Genomic DNA, 23,180 nt, shown 5'->3' with positions numbered 1-23,180 from the left:
TACGCAAGCCCAGTAAAGTGCTTCGTTTTAACAACCGTTTTTAAAACGTATAAGATTAAATACGTTTTTATGATGTATTTACGCTAACAATTATCGTTGGTTTAGGGGCTTAAAAAGTCATAAATCATTAAAATCTTAACCGGAAACCTGGTTTATGATAAAAGTGATGTTTAAAGCCGATTTAAATAGATTTAAACGCGAAAATTGGCGATTTACCCCCTCTTATTTGACCGATTTATTCCCTCGGCTAACACCATCTCATACTACATTAGGGTCCATAAAATGATTACTAACCAAACCTAACTGAATCCTTTTATTAGCAGATACAGGCAACAGGAAATTCAGCAATGCTTACCTGTTATTGTATCAACAGGCGGCATACAATAGATAAAATCTTTGTACAAGCCAGCCTTATAACCAGATAAAAAATAAAACAGCACTAACCAAACAAACCGGGCATCCAGAGCTATCGGTTTGATCCTATAAACCAATTCTAAACTGATAAAAGCCTATGGATGAAAAGACAATAGTATAATACCCCTATTCCTGAATGATTCCGATCATTATTTATTAACTCCAAATAGAACTATATGAATAACCAAACTTTACAAAAAAAAATTATTCCCAAAATCCTTTTACTGTTTCTACTGATGGTACCATGCATCAGCTTTGCGCAAAACAACGAGATTATCGTTACCGGAAAGGTCAGTTCTGACACTACAACAATTGTTGGCGTTACCGTACAACTAAAAAATTCTAAAAAAATAGTTTCTACAAATGCTGAAGGAAAATACTCCATAAAAGTACCTTCAGATGGTATTCTTGTTTTCAGTTATACAGGTTACGAAAAGCAGGAAGTCCCGATCAACGGACGTCCGGTGGTTAACGTGATGCTAAAATCAAGTGAAAATACGCTGAACCAGGTAGTGATTACCGGTTTTGGTGGTTCACAAAAAAAGGCAAGTGCCATCAGTTCAATTACAACAGTAAATGTGAAAGAACTGAAAGGGCCAACCGGAAACCTAACGAATACCCTAGCCGGCAGAATACCCGGGATGATTTCTTTTCAGAGGAGTGGTGAACCCGGTTTAGGTACCGATAACTCCGCATTCTTTATACGCGGGCTTTCTACGTTTGGCTCAGGCAAACAGGATCCTTTGATTTTAATTGATGGAGTTGAATCCTCAACTACCGACCTTGCCCGCCTCCAGCCTGATGATATTTCAGATTTTTCGGTACTGAAAGATGCCGCTGCGGCAGCCGTATACGGTGCCAGGGGAGCCAACGGGGTTGTACTGGTAAACACCAAAATGGGTAAAGAGGGTGCAACACAGTTTTTTTTCCGTGCTGAAAACCGCATGTCGAGTAATACAGAAAATTTCAAGTTAGCAGACAACATTACCTATATGCGCTTGGCTAATGAGGCATTGCTTACCCGATCGCCCCTGGCTAAGCCTACTTACAGCGAAAGTAAAATTAACCATACCATTGCAGGAGACGACCCTTACCTATATCCAAATAACGACTGGATGGGACAGATGATCAAAAAGAGAACGCTAAACCAAAGTTACAACCTGAATATCAGTGGTGGTAATGCACGTACCAAGTATTATATTTCAGGCACCTATAACCAAGACAATGGTGTATTAAAGGTAGACCCTATCAATAACTTTAACAGCAACATTAAACTGGCAAACTATTCTATCCGTTCTAACATCAGCCTTAACCTTACCAGCACCACACAATTTAATATCCGCATGTATGGTCAGTTTGACGACTATAATGGACCGATCGGCGGAGGTCAATTATCATTTAACAATGTACTTTGGGCCAATCCGGTGATGTTTCCTGCCCTTTATCCCAAATCAAAGCTACCATATTCAGACCACCCCTTATTTGGCTCGGGCCGTATTGTAGAGGCAGGCAGTCCAACCTCAACACTTTACGTAAACCCTTACGCAGAGATGGTGAAAGGATATAACGTATACAAAACATCCAATATACAGCCACAGCTTGAACTCCAGCAAAACCTAAATGCCATTACCCCGGGGCTGAATTTCCGAACAATGGCTTATCTGAGAAGATATTCTTTCTATTCGGCCGACCGGAGTTATAATCCGTTTTACTACGAAGCCATTGTAGATCCCACAACGCTTGATTATAGTCTAAATGTACTGAACAGCGGAACCGGCGTAACTGCCGGTACACCGGGGACAGAATACCTCGGCTTCCAGCAGACCGGGAAAAAGCTGGATTCGCGTTTTTGGCTTGAAGGTGCACTAACTTACAACCGGACCTTTAAAAAACATGCGGTAAGTGGCTCTTTAATATCTTTTATGTCTAATTATGAAGCAGCTGACGCCAACGATCTGACCGCATCTTTGCCACAGCGAAATCAAGGTATTTCAGGTCGTTTCTCTTATGGCTTTGATGATCGGTATCTGGCAGAATTTAACTTTGGTTATAATGGTTCAGAACGTTTCGCAAAAAATAACCGGTTCGGCTTTTTCCCTTCTGCAGGTATAGGTTACCGCATTTCTAACGAAAAGTTTTTTAAACCGTTAAGAAGTGTAATTGATCAGCTTAAATTCAGGGCTACCTACGGATTAGTGGGAAATGATCAGATCGGCAACATTGGCGACCGTTTTTTCTACCTGTCTAATGTCAACTTAAATGATGGTGGCTATGGCGCATCATTTGGAACCGGAGACGGAATTCCCTTTTATTCCCGTCCGGGTGTTTCCATTTCCAGATATGCCAATAATAACATTACCTGGGAGGTAAGCAGATCTTTAAATATTGGTATGGATTTAACCGCATTTAAAGATCTTAACTTAACCGTAGAGGTATACAAACAGTTTCGTTCACAAATCTTACAACCAAAATCGAGTGTAGAATCCGCTGCCGGCTTTGAAGCTTTGCCTTTTGCCAACTTTGGGAAGGCCGAAACCCAGGGTGTAGACTTCACAATGGCCTACCAACGTTCTTTTAGCGGTGGTGCGTGGGTAAATGTACGTGGAAACTTTACTTATGCAACCAGTAAATTAAAGGTAAGTGATGAAATCCAGTATGCCCCTAACATTGCTTATTTATCAAGGGTTAACCACTCCCTTTCGCAAAGCTGGGGTTTAATAGCCGAAAGATTGTTTGCAGATGAGAAAGAGGTAGCCAATTCCCCGCTTCAATATGGAGATAATACGCTGCGTGGGGGAGATATAAAATATAAGGATGTGAATAAGGATGGGATCATCAATGATGATGACATGGTGCCCATCGGTTATCCACAACAGCCTGAAATTATCTATGGATTTGGAGTATCAAGCGGATTCAAACGCTTCGATCTGAGTTTCTTTTTTCAGGGTTCTGCCAGGTCTTCATTTTTTATCAGTCCTGATAATACGCAGCCATTTTTCATGAATGGTGGTTTTCAAAATAATTTGCTGCAAGCTATAGCTGATAATCACTGGTCAGAAGATAAGCAAAATATGTATGCTTTCTGGCCAAGATTAAGTACCAACCGGATTTATTCCAACAACAGGCCTTCAACATGGTGGATGCGCAATGGTAACTTTCTTCGTCTAAAAAGCGTTGATCTGGGATACAATATTCCTGAAATCAAATCGCTGAGGTTAAGAAGTACGAGAGTATATTTTTCTGCAACCAACCTGTTCGTCTTCAGCAAATTTAAAATGTGGGACGTGGAAATGGGTGGCAACGGACTAGGATACCCGGTTCAGGCTGTATACAGCATTGGCGCACAATTCAACCTTTAATAACAAGACACTTTCATATGTATAAAATGAAAAAATCATTAAACCAGAATAAGCATACCGGTATAATCTACCGGGCTACATTGCTTATGAGCATTGTAATTGCCATTACATCCTGCAAAAAGTACCTTGACGTAGTACCTGATAACGTTTCTACTATTGATAATGCATTTAAATTAAGACTGGAAGCGGAGAAATATTTATTTACGCTTTATTCCTATCTGCCTAAAAATGGCGATGGCTGGTATAACCCGGGTATGACAGCTGCAGATGAAATCTGGTACCCTCAGGATGACCAGGCGCAATGGCATGCTGCTTTCAGAATTGCGGAAGGACAACAAAACAGGGCAGCACCTTATTTTAACGATTGGACTGGCGCGAATAAAGGTCAGAATGTAACAACAAAGCCAATATGGGGAGGAATAAGGAATTGTAATGTTTTTCTGGAAAACATGGCAGACCAAACTAAAGTGCCTGACATTACACCAGCTGAACGCTCCCGTTGGATTGGAGAAGCACTGTTCCTAAAGGCTTTTTATCACTATTACATGCTACGCATGTATGGACCTATCCCACTGATTAATACAAATGTACCTGTTGATGCCGACCTTGCAGGAGCTTATGTGAAACGTAAACCCATAGATGAATGCGTGAGTACCATATCCAACTGGTTTGATGAAGCGGCAAAGCTACTCCCAGACCGTATTCAGGATGAAAACACACAAATGGGAAGGGTAACTAAACCTATCGCATTGGCCATGAAGGCAAAGCTATTGATCATGTCAGCAAGTCCGTTATTTAACGGAAACAGCGATTTTGCGAACTTCAGGGATAAAGATGGTAACATTTTATTCAATCCAAGTTATGATCCTCAAAAATGGATAATAGCCCGCGATGCTGTGAAAGCCGCTATTGATGCCGCTACCAATAGTGGCTTTGGACTTTACAACTACACCAATGATGGATTAGGGCTAAGTGATACCACTAAAACACAACTTAGCATACGTAATGCCATTACCAAAAAATACGGTGTAGAATGTGTATGGGGGAATGCACAATCCTATTTTGTGAACGAATGGTTATGTATGCCACCTACCGAAGATAATGGTGTAAATGGTAGAGGGCCTGGCTCAGGTGTTTGGGCGCCGCCAATCAAGATCGCAAAACTATTTTATACTTCAAATGGAGTACCCATAGAAGAAGACAAAACTTTAGATTTCACTAAATACAGTCAATTGAGAACAGCCACAGACAAAGAACGGTTTTACATCAAAAATGGTTTTACAACCGCCCGTCTTAATTTCGACAGGGAGCCACGTTTTTATGCGGACCTGGGATTTGACGGATCCATCTGGTACATGAAAGACGGTAATGACAGAGGCAATGATGAAAATAATTTTTATGTAAAAGCAAAAAACGGAGATAAGGCGGGCTTTGGTAACGATTTCAGAAATTGGAGCGAAACCGGTTATTTTATTAAGAAACTGGTTAACTGGGAATCTACCACCAACAACAATTCGGTTGTTTGGCGACAATTCCCATGGCCGGAAGTTAGGATGGCCGATCTTTATTTGCTCTATGCTGAAGCAGAAAATGAAGTAAATGGCGGCTCAAGCGTGGCCATTCAATATTTGGACAGAGTAAGAACACGTGCAGGACTAAAAGGCATTGTAGAATCCTGGACGGCATATTCAAATAATCCTAGAAAATATTCCACTAAAGAAGGCCTTCGCGCCATCATCCACAGAGAGCGCACAATAGAGATGATGTTCGAAGGGCAGCGTTTCTGGGACCTGCGCCGCTGGAAAGAAGCACCAGAAGAGCTTCAAAAAGACATCACCGGGTGGAATATCATTGGTAAAACCGATGCTACATATTATCAGGAACGCTTCATCTTCAGTCAGCGTTTTATCGCGCCAAGAGATTATTTCTGGCCGATTGGTGACTATGATACCCGACGAAACACCAATCTGGTTGAGAACCCAGGCTGGTAATATGAAGAACATGAATAGGTAAATATATTTTATATGAAAAGTAAACTAAAAATTCTGGCATTAATAGCCTGTTCCATCATTCTTTTAGCTTCATGTAAGAAAGGAGAAGAACTGAACACTAATGAACCGGTTGACAATGATCCGACTGCTCCTGCTCAGGTGAGCAACATAAGCGTAGTTAACCAGAACGGAAAAGCAACGATCACTTATACTGTACCTAAAGATCCTAGGTTGCTGATCGTAAAAGCTGTGTACAACTTGTCGTCAGGCAAACAATATGAAGCGCAGACTTCATATTACAACAACTCACTGGAGGTTGCCGGCTTTGCCGATACTGACGAACATGAGGTAAAAGTATATTCTGTCAGCCGTTCAGGCGTATTATCGGACCCCATTATCGTAAAGGTAAAGCCCTTAACTGCACCGATCTGGCAAGCATTTAAAAGTTTAAAAGTACGAGACGCTGCCGGCGGTTACGATATAATGGCATCTAACCCATCAAAAGGGAATATAAACATCATGGTCATCGGCAAAAATATATATAACGAATACGTTGTGGATTATGATAAAAGTATTTTTACCAATTTAGACAGTGTCTATTCCAAAATTAGGGGTTTAGATACCAATGTTCACCGGTTTGGTTTTTTTGTTCAGGACAGGTGGGGGAATAAAACCGATACGATCTATAAGGACATTAAACCAATCTTCGAAGTACAGCTACAAAAATCCAGATTTCAGGAGTACAAGCTTCCGGGAGATCCGCCAATGTGGGGAGCGGTAAGTAAAGCCTGGGATGGCAGATATGGCTGGGAGGCCTGTTTTACACAGCAGATAGCTGGTGGTAACGGACCCCATACGGTAACCTTTAGTTTGGGTGTATCAGCAAAACTGAGCCGGATCTGGATGCGTCCTTATGCAGAGGTTAACCCACTAAGGTATTACTACCTACAAGCCATGCGCCGCTTTGAAATTTATGGTTCAGACAATCCTAACCCCAATGGCAGTCTCGATCAAAGTTGGGTTCTCCTAGGATCTTATACCATTACCAAGCCATCAGGTCTTCCTTATGGAGTTGAAAATGATTTGGATAAACAAACTGCTGAAGCAGGTTTTGATTTACCATGTGATCTTTCGGCACCAAAAGTAAGGTATCTACGGGTACGTTGCCTCGAGAACTGGGTAGGTGGAACAGGTTTGAATATTGACGAACTAACCGTGTATGGTGATACCCGATAAAAATCAGCAACAAACGGCTCTGATTTCGGCACCATGTGCCGGATGTAAAATGGGAACAAAAATATTATAAAATGGAAAAAAGAAAATTAATAATGATTATAACCATAGCAATCATTAGCATGGCGATGGTTTCCTGCTCCAAATGGGATGATTTTAAAAAATATACCGCTGACGGAGAAACGATTTATAGTGGCAAGGTCGATTCTTTAAAAATACTACCGGGAAGACTTCGTGTTAAACTAACAGGTTTGTTATCAGCAGATGCCAAAATTGAAAAGATCAAAATCACCTGGAATGATAAAAAAGACTCTTTAATTTTTGATATAGCAAAAACAGGAAGACCTGAAGCCATAGAGAAAATTTTTAGTGTGGATGAAGGTGTGAAGAATTTTAATGTGCAGACGTTTGACGCCAGTGGTAACGCTTCATTAATCGTTAGCGCGACCGGGACAGTATATGGGCCAAAATATGAAAGTAATCTTTTTAACCGCCCTATTCTCAATGCCGAACTGCTGGATAATGGCAGTGCCAAGATTGATTGGGATACCTTCGATACTTCGACAGGCGCAAAGGGAACATGGATCACCTATACTACAACAGCCGAAAAACGAACTACCGTATTTTCAGAAATTGGCGAAAATTCTCTTACCCTATTAAATTACAAACCCAATACAACCTTCAGCTACAAAACGATGTATTTGCCGGTTCCAGCGGTTATTGACACCCTATATTCAGCCGTGGATACAAAACTGGTCCGGTAAAAAGCAGATAAAATAAACGGGCTCTAAATAGCGTCCTCTCAACCGCAATGGGGAAATCTTCAAACTTTGTTAAAGATTTCTCCCATTTGCTATGCCTCAGTCGATGATACATGGTTTTGAATCTTTAGTTGATAGCTGATGTGCCACTATTTAAACTTGTTGTTACCTTTATTCGAAGATATGCCCGATTAACCGGCTAGGTTAACTATTACTCCTTTTTCTCAAGCTACGGACAGGGTTCTATCCGGCACCGCTTGTCTATTGCTCATAACGTTTGGGTTTCAATTTGGATCAACCATATCTCCATAAAAAAGCCTTAGTTGCGGCACAAACAGCTTTCTACAGTATGTTATTTTTGCTAAATTCAACCAAAAATTTGGCTAAGCGCCATTTTTCTCTAATTTTAAATAAAAAGATACATGACAAAAAACGTTTTCGCTGTAATGCTATTGGTGACCATATTCGGTTGTAAAAAACCTGGTGATGATGACATTACTGCTTACCGTTGGAAGCGAGATTTGTACCGGGCGCGGGTTCATAGCGAGGGGCCTGCGGTATTTTATTCAAAAGACCCGAATGTTTCCGGGAATCAAGACGCCATCTTTTTAAGCTCAAGTTTTGTGATCTTAACGGAACACCGCAAAAATATACAGCAAGACAGTATCTATAATGCCAGTGGAAGAACACAGATTTACAAGTATGAGAAAGTTGACGACTAATTTTCCGTAATATTTATAGGCTTAGCAAAAAAGCTTTACCCTGAATAAAATTACCATCCTGAAGGATGATAATTTTATAAAATCAATATAAAATGACAGATTTTTTGCCAAATGGTGGGCTGCAACGGTCATTCTTGCGAGAAGGATTTCAACAGATAGCTTGTCCCGACCTTTCGCGCAAGCAATATTTAAAGCAAGATCATTAGCTTGCAAGCTTGCTTCGTTGTTCCTCATCGCAATGACGACTTTTATACTGAGTCTGTCAATGGCAACTTGTCTAAAGGGCCTCTTTCAATATTTTAAATGTTATCTGGTTTCGATCGGCAGCACTGCAGTCTTTAAACCTTTAGCAGAAACACTTAGATTTAATTTCCCAGCTTGTTCTGTTGATTGAACGGTGATGACCAGTTTACCTTTAAAGGCCTTCATTTTCGGCAGGTGGAACAATTCCAAACTGGTCGGATCGCCATTGGCCACGGCTTTATATGCTCCTTGTCCGGTAACTTTAAAATTAAGGCTATTTTCAGCATCAGGACATACGGTACCGTTGGCATCTACCACGCTTGCGGTAATATAAGCCAGATCTTTCCCATCTGCCATCAAGGTCTTACGATCTGATTCTAATACAATATGGTGCGGTTTGCCTGCCGTTTTAACGGTTTGTTCGGCAACGGGCTTGCCATTACCATCATAAGCAACTACCTTTATTTCTCCGGGTTCGTATTTCACATTGTTCCACATTAGCCGGTACCTGCTGGTACTGGTCGCTTTATTCTTGCTTTGCCTGCCCCGGCTCTTATTATTGATAAACAATTCTGCCGATGGATAATTGGTATACACAAACACCGGTGTTACCTTTCCCTCACGACCGGGAAAAGTCCAGTGTGGCACAATATGCAGGGTTGGTTTTTCAGGATTCCATTTGCTGCGGTAAAGGTAAAAACGATCTTTAGGGATACCTGCCAGATCAATAATTCCAAAGTAAGAGCTGTGCGACGGCCATTTTTCATCATAAGGCGTAGGTTCGCCCAAATAATCAAAACCTGTCCAAACAAATTCGCCGATTACATATTTCAGTGAATCCTGCATCATAAATTCATCATCCGGAATCTGCGACCAGTTACAATATTCCAGATCGTATGATGAGCTTTGATTGTCATCGTACATTTTCATTTTCTGTGGCACAACCGGGAATTTATATACCCCTCTTGAGCTCACGGTAGAAGCCGTTTCAGAACCCAAAATCATTTCCTGCGGCAAGCGTTTGTACGCCTCCCCATACCAAAATGGCTTATAATTAAAGCCCGGGATATCTAATACTGCGGCAAAGTTGTTGTCCAGCGCATCTTTAAGCCTGTCCATACCCGCTGTTACCGGCCGGGTTGGATCTTCCCGGTGGCATATATCCTGTAAAAACTTTAAGATCTTGCCCCCTTCTTTAGTCGATTGATCGGGTACTTCGTTTCCTATACTCCACATCACTACTGAAGGATTGTTTCTGTTGGCATGGATCATATTTACGATATCTTTTTCGGCCCACTCATCAAAAAGATGGCTGTATCCATTTGAAACCTTAGGGGCTTTCCATTCATCAAAAGATTCGACCATGAGCATAAATCCCATTTCATCACATAACTTTACCAGTTCTGGCGCCGGCATGTTATGTGATGTCCTGATCGCATCGCATCCCATATCTTTCAATAATACGAGCTGCCTGCGCAAGGCAGAAACATTAATAGCAGCACCGAGTGGCCCTAAATCGTGGTGGTTGCAAACGCCTTTGAATTTACGGTAAACACCATTTAGCGAGAACCCTTTTTCCGCTTCGTATTTAATGGAACGGATGCCAAAAGTAGTGGTGTATTCATCTTTTAAGCTGTTTCCGGCATATAATTTTGTTACGGCTGCATATAGATTTGGTGTTTCCGGCGACCATAATTCAGGGTTTCTAACCACTAAATCCTGCTCAAACTCATTCAAATCTTCTGTTGTTAATTTCTTCGTCGCTGTTGCTACCGTTTCACCCTTTGCATTTACGATGGTGGTTTGCAGGCTCAAACCATTATAGTTTCCACTTAATGAATTAACCTGGGTCCGTATTTTTACCCGGGCAAAATCTTTGTTGATTACCGGCGTGGTTATATAGGTACCCCAAACTGGAATACTTACCTCGTCTGTAATGATAACATGCACATTGCGATAGAGACCTGCACCCGGATACCAGCGGGAGGCTTCCGGCAAATTCTCCAAACCGATGGCGAGTACATTTTTGCCAACCCTCATCTTGTCGGTTATATCAATTGAAAAAGAATTATAGCCATATGCCCAGTGTCCGACGGCCTCCCCGTTTAAAAATACTTTTGGATAGCTCATGGCGCCATCAATTAAGATTGCTGCTTTTTTGCCTTTTGTAAAAGCGGGAGCAACAAACGTATTTCGATACCAGGCTTTGCCAACAAAAGGCAGGCCACCCGTTCTTCCTGTTTTTAATGATGCCGTTTGCTCGCCATTTTGTACAATCTGTACATTCTGACTATCATTATTCCCATCAAAAGGACCTTTGATGGCCCAATCATGTGGAATACGTACCGTTTCCCATTTGCTGTCATCAAAAGCGGGATTTACAGATTCAGGAAAATCACCCTTGCTAAATTTCCAGTTTTTTTCCAGCAGGTATTCTGTCCTGCCCTGTCCTTGAGCTGTTCCACAAAATAGTGCAGCTAATAATAAAATGGATAAACCCCGGTATAACGATATTTTAATTGCATTCATCCTCAAATCTAAATGTTAAAACAGTGCTCAACAACTTAGGGAATGAACAGGTTAAAATAAGTCAATAAATGGTTTAATTTTGACTGGTTTATTTGCAAAAGCTGGGCCCACTTCAGATACTCATCATTAAAATTTTACAGTAAGCGAAATGTTAAATAGACCTTGTTTTGAGCTGTAATTAGCGATATTGAGAAGCAAAAAGCATAAGCAAACAGTTAAGGACAGTTGAACCGCTAATTTTAATTATTTTGGACACGGACAAATAGCAAACTATTTTATCCCGATGTTATTTTTTATTTCCCAATACTCGATATGAGCGTAATCAAACCAAATTTATTAAACTACTTCTTACCCTTTATACTGCTTTTTTCAGGCGCTCAGTCGGCAAAGGCAAATGGAATCATCAAGTTAAAATGCGAGCATTTAATTAATCCGATTGGCGTTGATAACCCTAATCCCCGGTTATCATGGCTAATGGACGATAACCGTAAAGGTGCATTACAAAAGGCTTATCGGATTACTGTTGGTACAGATTCATTACAGCTTAAAGGTAACATGAATATACAGTGGGATACAGAAAAAGTAAATTCAAGTAATAGTTTAATTACCTATAAGGGCAGGGCGTTAATGCCGTTTACCAAATATTTTTGGAAAGTAGATGTTTTGGATCAGCATGATAAGCTCATCTCATCAAAAATCGCAAGTTTTGAAATGGGGATGATGGGTGCTGAAAATTGGAAAGGAAACTGGATTAGTGATGGAAATGATATAAATGTCCGTCCAGCACCATATTTTAGAAATGTTTTCGAATCTTCCGGGCAGGTAAAATCTGCACGGGCCTACATTGTAGCAGCAGGCTTGTATGAACTCTATCTCAATGGCAAAAAGGTTGGCAATCATCGCCTGGACCCTATGTACACGCGTTTCGACAGAAGAAATTTATACGTTACCTACGATGTAACATCCAACATCCGGCAAGGCAAAAACGCCATTGGTGTTATTTTGGGAAACGGTTGGTATAACCACCAGGCCATGGCGGTTTGGAATTTTGATCAGGCACCCTGGCGGGCCAGGCCTGCATTTTGTTTTGATTTAAGAATTACCTATACTGATGGTACAACCGAAACCATAACTTCCGGGAGTACATGGAAAACCAGTTTAGGGCCAATCACTTCTACTAATATTTATACTGCCGAACATTGTGACGCAAGGTTGGAGCAAGAAGGCTGGAATAAAGTTGATTTCGATGATACAAAATGGCATGGAATCAACCTGCGGGCAGCCCCTTCAAAAAATATTGTTGCCCAAACCATGCATCCCATCCGTAATGTGGAGGAAATAAAAGCCAAAAGCCTGCGGAAGTTTAATGACACCCTTTACCTCTACGATTTGGGGAGGAACATTGCTGGCGTAAGTAAGATAAGGGTTTCAGGTAAAAAAGGAACGGTAATTAAACTTAAACATGCAGAACGCTTATCTGCAAACGGCCGGGCAGATTTATCCAACATTGATGTTTACTATCGTCCGAAAGATGATACCGATCCCTTCCAAACCGATATTTTTATATTAAAGGGAAATGGCGAAGAAGAATTTATGCCTTTGTTTAACTATAAAGGGTTTCAATACGTAGAAATTACATCAAGTGAACCGATTAGATTAGAAAAAAAGAGCTTGGTGGCTTATTTTATGCATAGCGATGTCCCCGCTATTGGGAAAATAGCATCATCAAATCCACTGATTGATAAAATTTGGTGGGCAACAAATAATTCCTATTTATCGAATTTATTTGGCCTCCCAACAGATTGTCCACAAAGGGAAAAAAACGGATGGACCGGAGATGGACACTTCGCTGTAGAAACAGGCCTGTATAATTTCGATGCTTTAACTGTTTACGAAAAATGGTTAGGCGATCACCGTGATGAACAACAACCAAATGGCGTTTTGCCAGATATTATCCCAACCAGCGGATGGGGCTATGGTACAGCTAATGGAACCGACTGGACCAGCACAATTGCCATCATTCCGTGGAATATTTATATGTTTTACGGTGACACAAAAGCATTGGCCGATAATTATAGCAACATCAAACAATATGTTGATTATGTAAACAGCATTAGCAAAGATGGTTTGACAACTTTTGGCAGAGGAGATTGGGTTCCTGTAAAATCTACTTCAAATTTAGAATATACCTCATCCATTTATTTTTATGTTGATGCTGATATTTTAGCTAAAACCGCTAAGTTATTTGATAAGCAAAATGACTACCTGGTTTATAGCGCTTTAGCCAATAAAATTAAAAAAGCCATTAACAACAAGTATTTCGATGCGGAAAAGGTTAGCTATGGTTCAGGCGTGCAAACCGAGCTGAGCATGGCTTTGCAATGGAATATTGTAGAAGATGAATATCGGTTGAAGTTGGCCGAAAATCTTGCGAAACGAGTTGCGGCAGACGGCATGCATATTGACGTTGGAGTGCTGGGTGCTAAAGCAGTTTTGAATGCCTTAAGCGATAACGGACAGGCCGAAACAGCGTACAAACTGGCTGCACAAGATACGTTTCCGGGTTGGGGCTGGTGGATTGCAAATGGTGCAACAACGCTTCACGAAAACTGGGATATAAAGGCCACCAGGGATATTTCTGACAACCACATGATGTTTGGCGAAATTGGCGGATGGTTTTTTAAGGGAATAGGCGGAATAAAAATTGATGAGCAGCAACCCGGTTTTAAGAACATTTTACTGCAACCCCACTTTGTAGCCGGCTTAACCCATTTTACAGCAAGCCACGAAAGTCCGTACGGCACCATTTTATCCTCATGGAAAAGATATGCGAAAGGTGTAAAATATGATGTAAAAATCCCTGCCAATGCAACTGCCAGTATAACTATTCCGGAAATAGCCGGGAAGAAAGTTTACTTAAACGGAAAAATAATTAACAATAAACTTGATATGCCTGCCGGCAGGTACGTTTTTGAGATCAGATAACCAATAAAGCTCTTTATATTAGCGTCGGATAAAGTCCAGTCATTATAAGCTGGAATGACGAAGCAATGTTACCATGATCGTTCGGTTATCTTCGTGCCCTGCAATAAGATCCTTTAAGCGGTAGATTAACCAGTTTGACACTTACAAATAGCCCTTCAATGAAAAAAATACTTTTTACACTTGGCCTCTTTTTCATTTCATATTTATTTGATAGCAACAAGACTAATTGGGTCGCCATCGGCGATTCTATCACTTACCTGAACGATCACCTCGAAGAAACTGGGAACCGCGTGCATAAAGGTTATCTCAGCAGGGTAACGGATGAATTAAAATGGCTAAATTACATTAACAAGGGTTATAATGGTTGGACAGCAGGGGCAGTAGCCGAAAAGATTGAGCGCCTGAATATCCCTAAAGCGGAGGTTTATACCATATTTTTGGGAACTAACGATTGGTGGGCAGGAAGACCAGTGGGACAGATAGAAGATTATAAATTAAATAAGGGTAATGGCACCTTCTATGGTTCAATGGCCATCATCATAAATAAAATCAAAAAATTAAGTCCAAAGGCCAGGATCATACTCATCACGCCGATGCAACGGGCTGACTTTGTATATATTGCCGATAAAAACAATAATGCCTATGGTTCATACAAAAAAAAATCAGGGCAAACATTGGAAGATTTCGCTAATGCAACCCTAAATATCGGGGCCGAAAGTGGCTTTAAGGTAATAGACCTGTATCATGATAAATCCCTTGGACTGAAGAAGCTTGTAAAATTTAAACGACTGAAAATTCCGGGAACAGGGACTTATAAAAATTATTCATTTAAATCTTCATTTAATATCCCCTTTAATCCGCAGAATGATGATTATCCATATCCTCCAGAAGCCATTCAAATGACATACGACGGCCTGCATCCATCTGACAGCGGCAATCAGGTAATCGCAAATAAACTAATTAAAGTACTTAGTTCATTGGAGCACTAATACATACCATTTATTTGGATTGAAACAATTATTTGATAAAAAGTCCGCAAATCATTTGTGCATACCACCTGGAAAGATAGTCATTGGGATGGTTGACATTGTTTCCGGTCATATCCTGATAGGCTTTATTCCTGAGCAATTCCCTGTGTACACCAGTCATATCTACAACTTCTACATCCGTTGAAGCAAGTTGATTTAAAACTTGTAGATATTGTCCCTGTAAACCATCCTGAACTGCCAGGGGATTAGCCAACATAGGCGCAATCAGTATAAATTCTGCTAAAGGATTATCAGCCTTTACTGTTTTAATTATAGATGAAATTTGATTCTTGAAATCTTCAGCACTAACATGCGAAGCACCATCATTCATTCCGAACCCAATAATCACCACATCCGGTTTTTCCGGCGAAACCAGCGCTGAAGCCTGTTCAGCCCCCCATCTCGCCATTTTACCGGCCACCGATGGATTATAATATGTTATACGGCTTTTAAAATGTTGCTGGAGTTTCCAGCTAACGAGCTCTGGCCAGCTTGGCATGTAAGGAGGGCCGCCAATAAAGCCGCTTGCATTGTAACCGGTTTCAATGCTATTTCCGTAAAAACAAAGTTTTACTGACTGCCGATCCTTTAACCGTTTTTTACTTCTGGCGAGCTTCATTTGGTTAATAAACGGCCTGGGCCCTACCCAGTTGGATGGTCTGGTTTTCTTGTAGGTAACCAAAATCTGCCTGGATTGGAAAAACAAACCTTCCTTAAATAAGATGTATCCTCCTTCTTTTTTTGCGGCCATTGACAGACCGGGCTTGAGCGTATTAAACTGCAGATCAGTGATTTTAAATGTTGGAATAGCTGAATCTGTTAAAATTTTCAGCTTACCACCTTTTAAAGTCCAGTCTACTTCCTGTTTATAGGTGATAGAATGATCTGCCGAGGTAACTGATAATATTTTTTTTGCCGGAAATAGAAGGCTGGCACTAAATTCTTCCCCGGATTGAATAACCATTACTGATTCATCTATAAGAATAGGTGTTTTCCAAAAAGGATTCATATACTCATCGAGATCGATATACGGTGTATATTTAGCCTCATCTAAAGACTTAGTCTGCCCAAAAACTTCAGGTGAAGGATAAAACAATATGGCCAGAAACAGCCAAAACAAAATTCTATTACCCATTTTAGTCAAGAAATAAAGTATCGAAAAGCCTTAAATAATTCAAGTTTGGATATATCATAAGCATAAAATTGCCATCCTGAGGGATAACTTATGAATACAAATAGATAAAATCAAAGCTTTATAAATAATCTTAATGCAAGTGTTTAAGATTAGCTTCGCTGAGCACTCGTGGTTCCCGCATGCGCAAGAATAACCACCGCCCCTGGTGGATTCTGGTAGAGGTTATGTATTGATCAGCCGTTATCCTAAAGAAAACCGGCCGGCAATGCCGACCGATTCTAATCTAACTAACCTTTACCATCCTGGATTTTGGTCCAATTTTTTTCCGCTGTTTGCATAAAAGGCAATTTCCCGGAGCGGCAGGGGCTGCAGATAATCCCTGTTCGGATTAAACTTACGTCCGGTTTCCGCAATCAAAAAGCCGTTTGCATCCACGCGGTTTAGGTAAGCCGCGTTGCTATAAGGTGCACGCGTTGCCCATTGGGTACCTGTAATTTTTATGCCTTTAATGTCTTGCGGAAGTTCGGTTTCTGCAGTCTTCCATCTTCTAAGGTCATCGTAACGAAAACCTTCCAGGCAAAGCTCAACTGTACGCTCCCTTCTTAGCTCGTTTCTCATATTCAATCCGTTGGCCGCGACAAAAACATTTGTAAGTTTAGGCATGCCTACCCTATCCCTGATTTTATTGATGCTTAGATCCAGATCTGCATCCGAAATAGAACCATTTTTTTCATATACTGCTTCGGCATAATTTAAAAGTACTTCAGCATAGCGCATAATGTGCTTATCAAAGTCAAACAAACTCGCTGCGCCTTGTCGGCCAGAGTTATTGGCAACAGCATCTTCAGACATATATTTGTAAAGTATGTAACCAGTATTAAAATTTCGCTGCGGATTGTCTGGCCAGTTGGCTACCTTGGTTACAGGATTAAATACGCGATTGGTTAACGTTCCAGGATTAATCATGGTCATGGTCATTCTTGGATCCCGGTCCTGAAATTCAGATATGAAAGTTTGATAGCCCTGGAAAACTGTTCCAGGTGAGGTAATCGGGAAGCCATTTTTATCCAGATAAAGGTCTGCCATTTTTCGCGTTGGGTTATAGCCATCCTGATCATAGGCATAGGGTACATCATGGCCAAAAATATTTCTTTGATACCTTCTGTCAAGCATGGTTTCCTTCGAATCATCTCCAGCTTCCAGAAAAAGGTAACGGTAACTCTGTGCACCGTTCCCTACATATAGGGAATATATACCACTGCTGATCACTTCCTGTGCGGCCGCAACTGCAGCGTCAAGGTACATGTTGGCATTTGCCTCTCCCCTGAATTTAAGCCAGGTCCCCTCAAATAGTGCAACCCTTGAAGCAAGGCCAGAAGCTATGCCCTTATTAATTCTGCCAACATCTCCTCCACTCAGGTTAAGAGGCAAGTCAGCTTTGGCGGCTTGTAGATCTGCTAAAATAAAATCCGCAGTCTGGGTCATACTTGACCTTGGTGCGAACAGGGCCTCATCGCCAGTTTGAAGTACTTTCGAAATCAGCGGAACGCCTCCATAAAGCCTGAAGAGTTTATAATAATAATAGGCACGGAAAAATCTGGCTTCGGCAACATATCGCTTTATGCCCGCATCGGTGCTGGCAGCACCTTTATCAATGATGTTGTTCGCATAGCGGATATTGGTGTATAAGCCAGACCAGGAAGTAGTTTCAGTTGGCAGTAGCTGTCCGTTGCTAACCGAATTAGGGTTATTGAAGGCAATATCAGATTCGGTATCTTCAGTACCCCATTGTTCCAGCCCCTGATAAAGTACGTTTGCGGCAAGTTTATAATCAGCTGCTGTTTTATAAAAGGTTGCATCGGATATATTATCTTCCGGCACAAGATTTAAATCTTTTTTACATCCTCCTAAAACTGTTAAGAAGAGCAACATGCATATTCCCGAAAATACTTTGCCAGCAGAACGCCGGCTGATAGCGTCAGCGAACAAACCATGTTGATTAATATTATGGATTTTCATAAGAATCATTTTAAAATTTAACATTCAAACCAATTGAATAAATTTTGCTGAAAGGATAAGTACCCTCATTTCGGAAAGCGTCCTCGGGATCAAAATTCCCTCCAAGTGTACCTTTTGAAATCGTGAATAAATCCGTCCCACTTAAGAACAGTCTTGCAGATTTAAGTTTAACAGCTTTAGCAATATTCTCCGGGAGGTTATAACCTACTGTAATTACTTTAAAACGCAGGTAGGCCACATTTTGCGTAACTAGCGTTGAAGAACGGTAGTTATTCGAGCGCAGGTCGTCAAACCCCACATTACCTGGAATGAATCGGGGATACTGAGCGTCAGGTCTGTTCGGGCTCCAGGTACGACCGTTATAATAGGCCAGCGAAGGCCAGAAAAAAGTGTTTGGTGTCGCAATATTTCCACCATACTGCACATTACGTTTTCCAACACCCTGTACAAATATCTGCAGGTCAAATTGTTTCCAGCCGAGATTGATATTTGAAGAAAAAGTATATCTTGGGGTCAGATCACCCAGGTATTGCATATCACCAGCTAAACCTTTGCTTTTATCTCCAAATGGCGTTAATACTCCATCGCCATCTAAATCCTTGAACATAGCATCTCCAATACCAATTCTTGCCGGAATTCCCTGGAGTTTTTTATAGTTGTCCAGTTGTGCCTGATTTTGAATAATACCGTCAAATACATATCCGAAGTAAGAATTCATTGCATAACCTTGCCTATACTGGTTGAGGCCAACTTGTGGATTATCGGTGTTTTTCAGTTCCAGTAGTTTATTCTGTGCATCACTTAACTGAACGGAAACACTATACCTGAAGGCGCCCACATTATCCTTCCAGGTCGCAACAGCGTCAAAACCTTTCGTTTTTAGTTTACCCTGGTTTGAAGAGGGGGCAGAACCGCCGAAGGTTGCAGGAACTGCAATGGCTACGAGCATGTCATTGTTGATTTTATTAAAATAATCGAATGAAAAACTCAACCTAGAATTCAGCATTGCAACATCTAAACCAATGTTTCTGTTCTCTATCGTTTCCCAAGTCCTGTCAGCAGATGCCGGGTTAGATCTTACACCAGGTAATCCTGCATTAGGAGAACCGATTGGGTAAACACCCGGCTCTCCAGGCGGAATAACCCGTGTAACCAATGGGATATAATCATAAAGACCCAGTGAACCAATTTCTTGATTGCCCATTTTGCCCCATGACGCACGAAGTTTCAACTGGTTGATGGCTTTTATTGACTTGATGAAACGCTCTTCTGAAAGATTATAAGCCAAAGCGGCTGAGGGAAATACCGCACTCCACCGTTTATCTTCCACAAACTTTGAACTTCCGTCCGCGCGGGCAGTTACATCCAGAATCAGTTTATCTTTAAAGGAATAACTTACCCTTCCAAAATAAGAACCAAGCGACTGCCTGTTTAAAAATCCTCCAAAATTAGCGAAGGCTACGTTTGTCCTGTCAGCCAGATTTAATGTAAAGATATCGTTGCTGACAAAGTTATAACCCCAGGTATTCTGCCCGTCATTTTTGGTTTTTTCTATCGAAGTGCCAGCAGTTATGTTAATTTTGTGGCTTTCCCCAAATTGTGTATTATAATCTGCATAAAGCTGATAAAGCTCATTTATGCTTCGGCTATTACTATACTGAGCAGAGTTAGGTGTTTGGCGAATATCCTGTATACCGCCTGTGTAATTGTAACGGGTAAAGGTTGGCAGCGTATAATTATTGTTATTGTAATTCAGTCTCAAAGCAGCCTGCGCAGTCAGCTTTAACCCAGGTATGACACTGTAATCTGCCTTAAAATTTGTGGCAAAATTTGAGGTATTATCCATGGATATACCGGCCTCAGATAAGCTTTGGGCGGGATTTTCATATCCCTGATAGCCATAAAATTGACCAAACGGATTAAATACCGGCTGATATGGGAATTGCCTGGTTATATTTGTGAGGGCATTACCCAAATTAGTTGGATTGGTATTGCCTAAATTGGTATAACTGGTTCGCGTTTCCAGATTCAATTTTGGAGTCAGGCGAAAATCGTAATTTAAGCGCAGGTTATAGCGTTGAGAATTATTTATCCCATAGCGCACAATACCCTCGTCTTTATTGTATCCTGCTGAAAAAAGATAATTATTGTTCTCTCCACCACCCGAGATTGAAATGTTGTGGAGTTGCTGGATGGCGCTTTTATATATTTCCTTATTCCAGTCTGTATAACCGAAGAATCCAGGATAATTAGTGATGTTATAATTCCAGCCCACCGCTTCCATAGGTGCATTTGCACGGATTTTATCGAAGACAGATTGTGGAAATCCGGCAATACCTACGTTGCGCAAGCCTTCGTCCATAAATTCTGCAAACTCAAGGGTATTTTGCATTTTTCTTAAATAGCTCGGTTCCTTAAGGCCGAAGGTAGCGCTATAACTGACTTCAGGTGGGCCGCTTTTGCCTTTTTTGGTGGTTACAATAATCACCCCATCTCCGGCACGCGCGCCATAGATGGCAGCAGAGGCATCTTTCAAAACAGTTACTTCAGCTATATCCGCCGGATTCAATGTATTAAAAGTTCCAAAACTTGTTGGCACACCATCAACTAACACAAGTGGAGAATTTCCATTAATTGAGGACGACCCCCTTACATTAAAGCCATATTCGCCGGCACCCGGCTGGCCTGATCCTTTAGTAATGGTAAAGCCGGGGATAGTCCCTTGTAAAGCGTCAAGACTATTATTAAGTGCCCGGTTTTCGAAAACTTCTGATTTTACTGTCGAAATGGCTCCCGTTACAGCGCCTTTAGTTCTTGTTCCATAACCAACAACTACAACGTCCTGTAGTTTAGTATCTGCCTTTTTTAATCTGACGTTAATAGTGGCTTGCCCGTTATAGTTGATTTTCTGAGTTTCGTAACCTATAAAAGAGATCACCAGAACGGCGTTGTTTCCCGGTATGTCTAACGAAAAATTTCCATTTACATCAGTTGTGGCACCGGTTTTTGTACCCTCTAACAGCACGCTTGCGCCAACAATGGGTCCGCCATCAGCTGCATCAGTAACACTTCCGGTTACCCGCTGTTTTTTTTGCTCATTTACGGGATTGGTAACTGGTAACGGCCTTCTGGTGATGAGAATTGTCTTATTTTTTATGGTATAACGGACCGGCTGATCTTTGAAACATTGTTCCAGCACAGCAATCAAATCCATATTGCTCGCCTTTAACGAAATCGGCTTCGCCTTCTTTACGTCTGCGTTATTGTATAGGAAATCGTAATCGGTTTGTTTCCTGATTTGTGCGATCACTTCCTTAAGGTTCGCTTTATCGGCATTGATGTTGATTTTTTGTGCAAAAATCTCAGCCCTTACCTGGAGAAACATAACGATTAGAAAAACAAAAGTTAGTTTCATTTTCAGTAAATAATTGGAATATACATAGGAGTTCCTCCTGAATAGTAATTCAGTAAATTTTTTATACATTTGGTTAATGGGTTTAGTTAAACTGTTGTCGGTTTATTTACCTGTTAGGCTAATTATAGTCATCTGCCAGGGACGGTCGCAACGTTCCTGGTTTAATGAGTTAGTTATTTTTTTTCAGAAATTCCTCCTTTCTAATATGATTGGTTTGTGGATTAATCGGTGACGATTACCTTCTTTGGGGTTATAGTGAAATGAACATTTCCCAATTTTTCCAAATTTGCTAATATTTCTGAAAGCTGCTTTCCTCTGGAAAAAGTTCCGCCAAAGTGTTCTGTATTTTTATCGCTCAGGAACTGAACATCTACATTGTACCACCTGCTCAAAACTTTCATAATGCTGTAGACATTTTGATTGTCAAACTGAAAATAGCCATTTTTCCATGACAATATCTCGTCCTTATCTATTGCATGAATCAATACATCATCATTTGCGGAGGAAGTTGTTGCGCTTTGCCCGGGCTGTATTGACTTTTCCACTTTAGTTTTTAAGTTTTTAACACGCACTGCCCCCGAGATCAGCGAGGTGGTAACAAATTCATCATCCTGATAGGCACTAATGTTAAAATGGGTACCCAGGACAGAAATTTCCTGTTCTCTTGCGGTGACTAAAAAAGGTTTCTTTTTATCATGGGCAACCTCAAAATATACTTCGCCGGTTATAGAAACTTTTCGATAATTACCTTCAAATGCGGCCGGAAAACTTATGGATGAAGCTGCATTCAGCCAAACCTTGGTTCCGTCAGATAATACCAACTGATATTCACCGCCACGCGGGGTGGTCAATTTGTTTATCATTACTGCTTCCGAAATTTCTTTACGCCCTTTGTATACCAATTTTCCGGTTTCTGTTTCCGTCACCTGTACAGTGCCTTGACTTGCAACTTCGCCTTTCGCGGGGTTTCCCAGTGAAACCTCTTCCCCATTGGCCAATGTTAATATGGCTTTGTTCCCTCCGGGTTTGAAGTCTGTACGTGCTTTTTTAACAACTAAATTTGTGCGAGGACTATCAATTCTTTCTTTATAGAACCAAAATACGATAATGAATAGCAAAATACCTGCAACGGCAGACAGCCAATACCAAGGCTTAAGCCTGTGCACCGGAGAATTCAGCGCTAACCAGACTTTGCTTTTCGCAGCATTTATCTCGTCCTCCGTGAAATGCTGATTATCAGAATTCCAGTTGAGATACCAGGTTTCCAGGAATGCCTGTTCTTCAGGAAGGATTGTACCTTGACGAAACTTTTTCAGTAAATCATTAATATTATATTCAGGCATAAA

General features: G+C 41.0%; 12 protein-coding genes. 7 read left to right on the top strand and 5 right to left on the bottom strand.

Annotated elements, in window-relative coordinates:
* Window positions 1-590: 590 nt before the first annotated feature.
* The 5 genes from BM107_RS06940 (at window position 591) to BM107_RS06920 (ending at window position 8,480) form a co-directional block, all read left to right on the top strand.
* The gene (locus tag BM107_RS06940) at window positions 591-3,773 is read left to right on the top strand and encodes a SusC/RagA family TonB-linked outer membrane protein (RefSeq protein ID WP_208864347.1); all 3,183 of its coding nucleotides are present in this window, start codon (window positions 591-593) and stop codon (window positions 3,771-3,773) included.
* 26 nt (window positions 3,774-3,799) lie between these two features.
* Complete coding sequence (locus BM107_RS06935; protein ID WP_090981826.1) at window positions 3,800-5,764, top strand: RagB/SusD family nutrient uptake outer membrane protein; 1,965 nt, start codon at window positions 3,800-3,802, stop codon at window positions 5,762-5,764.
* Between the two features lie 33 nt (window positions 5,765-5,797).
* On the top strand, window positions 5,798-7,000 hold the full coding sequence (locus BM107_RS06930; protein ID WP_090981643.1) for a DUF4959 domain-containing protein: 1,203 nt from the start codon (window positions 5,798-5,800) through the stop codon (window positions 6,998-7,000).
* A gap of 71 nt (window positions 7,001-7,071) precedes the next feature.
* Complete coding sequence (locus BM107_RS06925) at window positions 7,072-7,761, top strand: DUF4998 domain-containing protein (RefSeq protein ID WP_134204105.1); 690 nt, start codon at window positions 7,072-7,074, stop codon at window positions 7,759-7,761.
* Window positions 7,762-8,180: 419 nt separating this feature from the next.
* Window positions 8,181-8,480, top strand: coding sequence for a hypothetical protein (locus BM107_RS06920; RefSeq protein ID WP_090981639.1), 300 nt, complete (start codon window positions 8,181-8,183; stop codon window positions 8,478-8,480).
* 306 nt (window positions 8,481-8,786) lie between these two features.
* On the opposite strand, the gene galB is transcribed toward BM107_RS06920, so the two are convergent.
* Window positions 8,787-11,252 carry a beta-galactosidase GalB gene (galB, locus tag BM107_RS06910; RefSeq protein WP_090981635.1) on the bottom strand — a complete coding sequence of 822 codons (2,466 nt, stop codon included), beginning with the start codon at window positions 11,250-11,252 and terminating at the stop codon, window positions 8,787-8,789.
* A gap of 312 nt (window positions 11,253-11,564) precedes the next feature.
* Here galB and BM107_RS06905 point away from each other — a divergent pair, with 312 nt between their 5' ends.
* On the top strand, window positions 11,565-14,237 hold the full coding sequence (locus BM107_RS06905; protein WP_090981632.1) for an alpha-L-rhamnosidase: 2,673 nt from the start codon (window positions 11,565-11,567) through the stop codon (window positions 14,235-14,237).
* 158 nt (window positions 14,238-14,395) lie between these two features.
* On the top strand, window positions 14,396-15,226 hold the full coding sequence (locus BM107_RS06900) for an SGNH/GDSL hydrolase family protein (protein WP_090981630.1): 831 nt from the start codon (window positions 14,396-14,398) through the stop codon (window positions 15,224-15,226).
* 28 nt (window positions 15,227-15,254) lie between these two features.
* Here the strand turns inward: BM107_RS06900 and BM107_RS06895 are convergent, their stop codons facing one another.
* The 4 genes from BM107_RS06895 to BM107_RS06880 form a co-directional block, all read right to left on the bottom strand.
* The gene (locus BM107_RS06895; RefSeq protein ID WP_090981628.1) at window positions 15,255-16,400 is read right to left on the bottom strand and encodes an SGNH/GDSL hydrolase family protein; all 1,146 of its coding nucleotides are present in this window, start codon (window positions 16,398-16,400) and stop codon (window positions 15,255-15,257) included.
* A gap of 294 nt (window positions 16,401-16,694) precedes the next feature.
* Window positions 16,695-18,419, bottom strand: a complete 1,725-nt coding sequence (locus BM107_RS06890; protein WP_159435206.1) for a RagB/SusD family nutrient uptake outer membrane protein — start codon at window positions 18,417-18,419, stop codon at window positions 16,695-16,697.
* A gap of 10 nt (window positions 18,420-18,429) precedes the next feature.
* The gene (locus BM107_RS06885; RefSeq protein WP_090981624.1) at window positions 18,430-21,903 is read right to left on the bottom strand and encodes a TonB-dependent receptor; all 3,474 of its coding nucleotides are present in this window, start codon (window positions 21,901-21,903) and stop codon (window positions 18,430-18,432) included.
* A gap of 152 nt (window positions 21,904-22,055) precedes the next feature.
* Window positions 22,056-23,177: a FecR family protein gene (locus BM107_RS06880; RefSeq protein WP_090981622.1), complete on the bottom strand. Its 1,122-nt coding sequence runs from the start codon at window positions 23,175-23,177 to the stop codon at window positions 22,056-22,058.
* Window positions 23,178-23,180: the final 3 nt, after the last annotated feature.

The organism is Pedobacter suwonensis, assembly GCF_900111825.1.
In the GTDB taxonomy this organism is placed as follows: Bacteria; Bacteroidota; Bacteroidia; order Sphingobacteriales; family Sphingobacteriaceae; genus Pedobacter; species Pedobacter suwonensis.
Note: the sequence above shows the minus strand (reverse complement) of the source record. Positions and strands in the feature narration are given on the sequence as shown.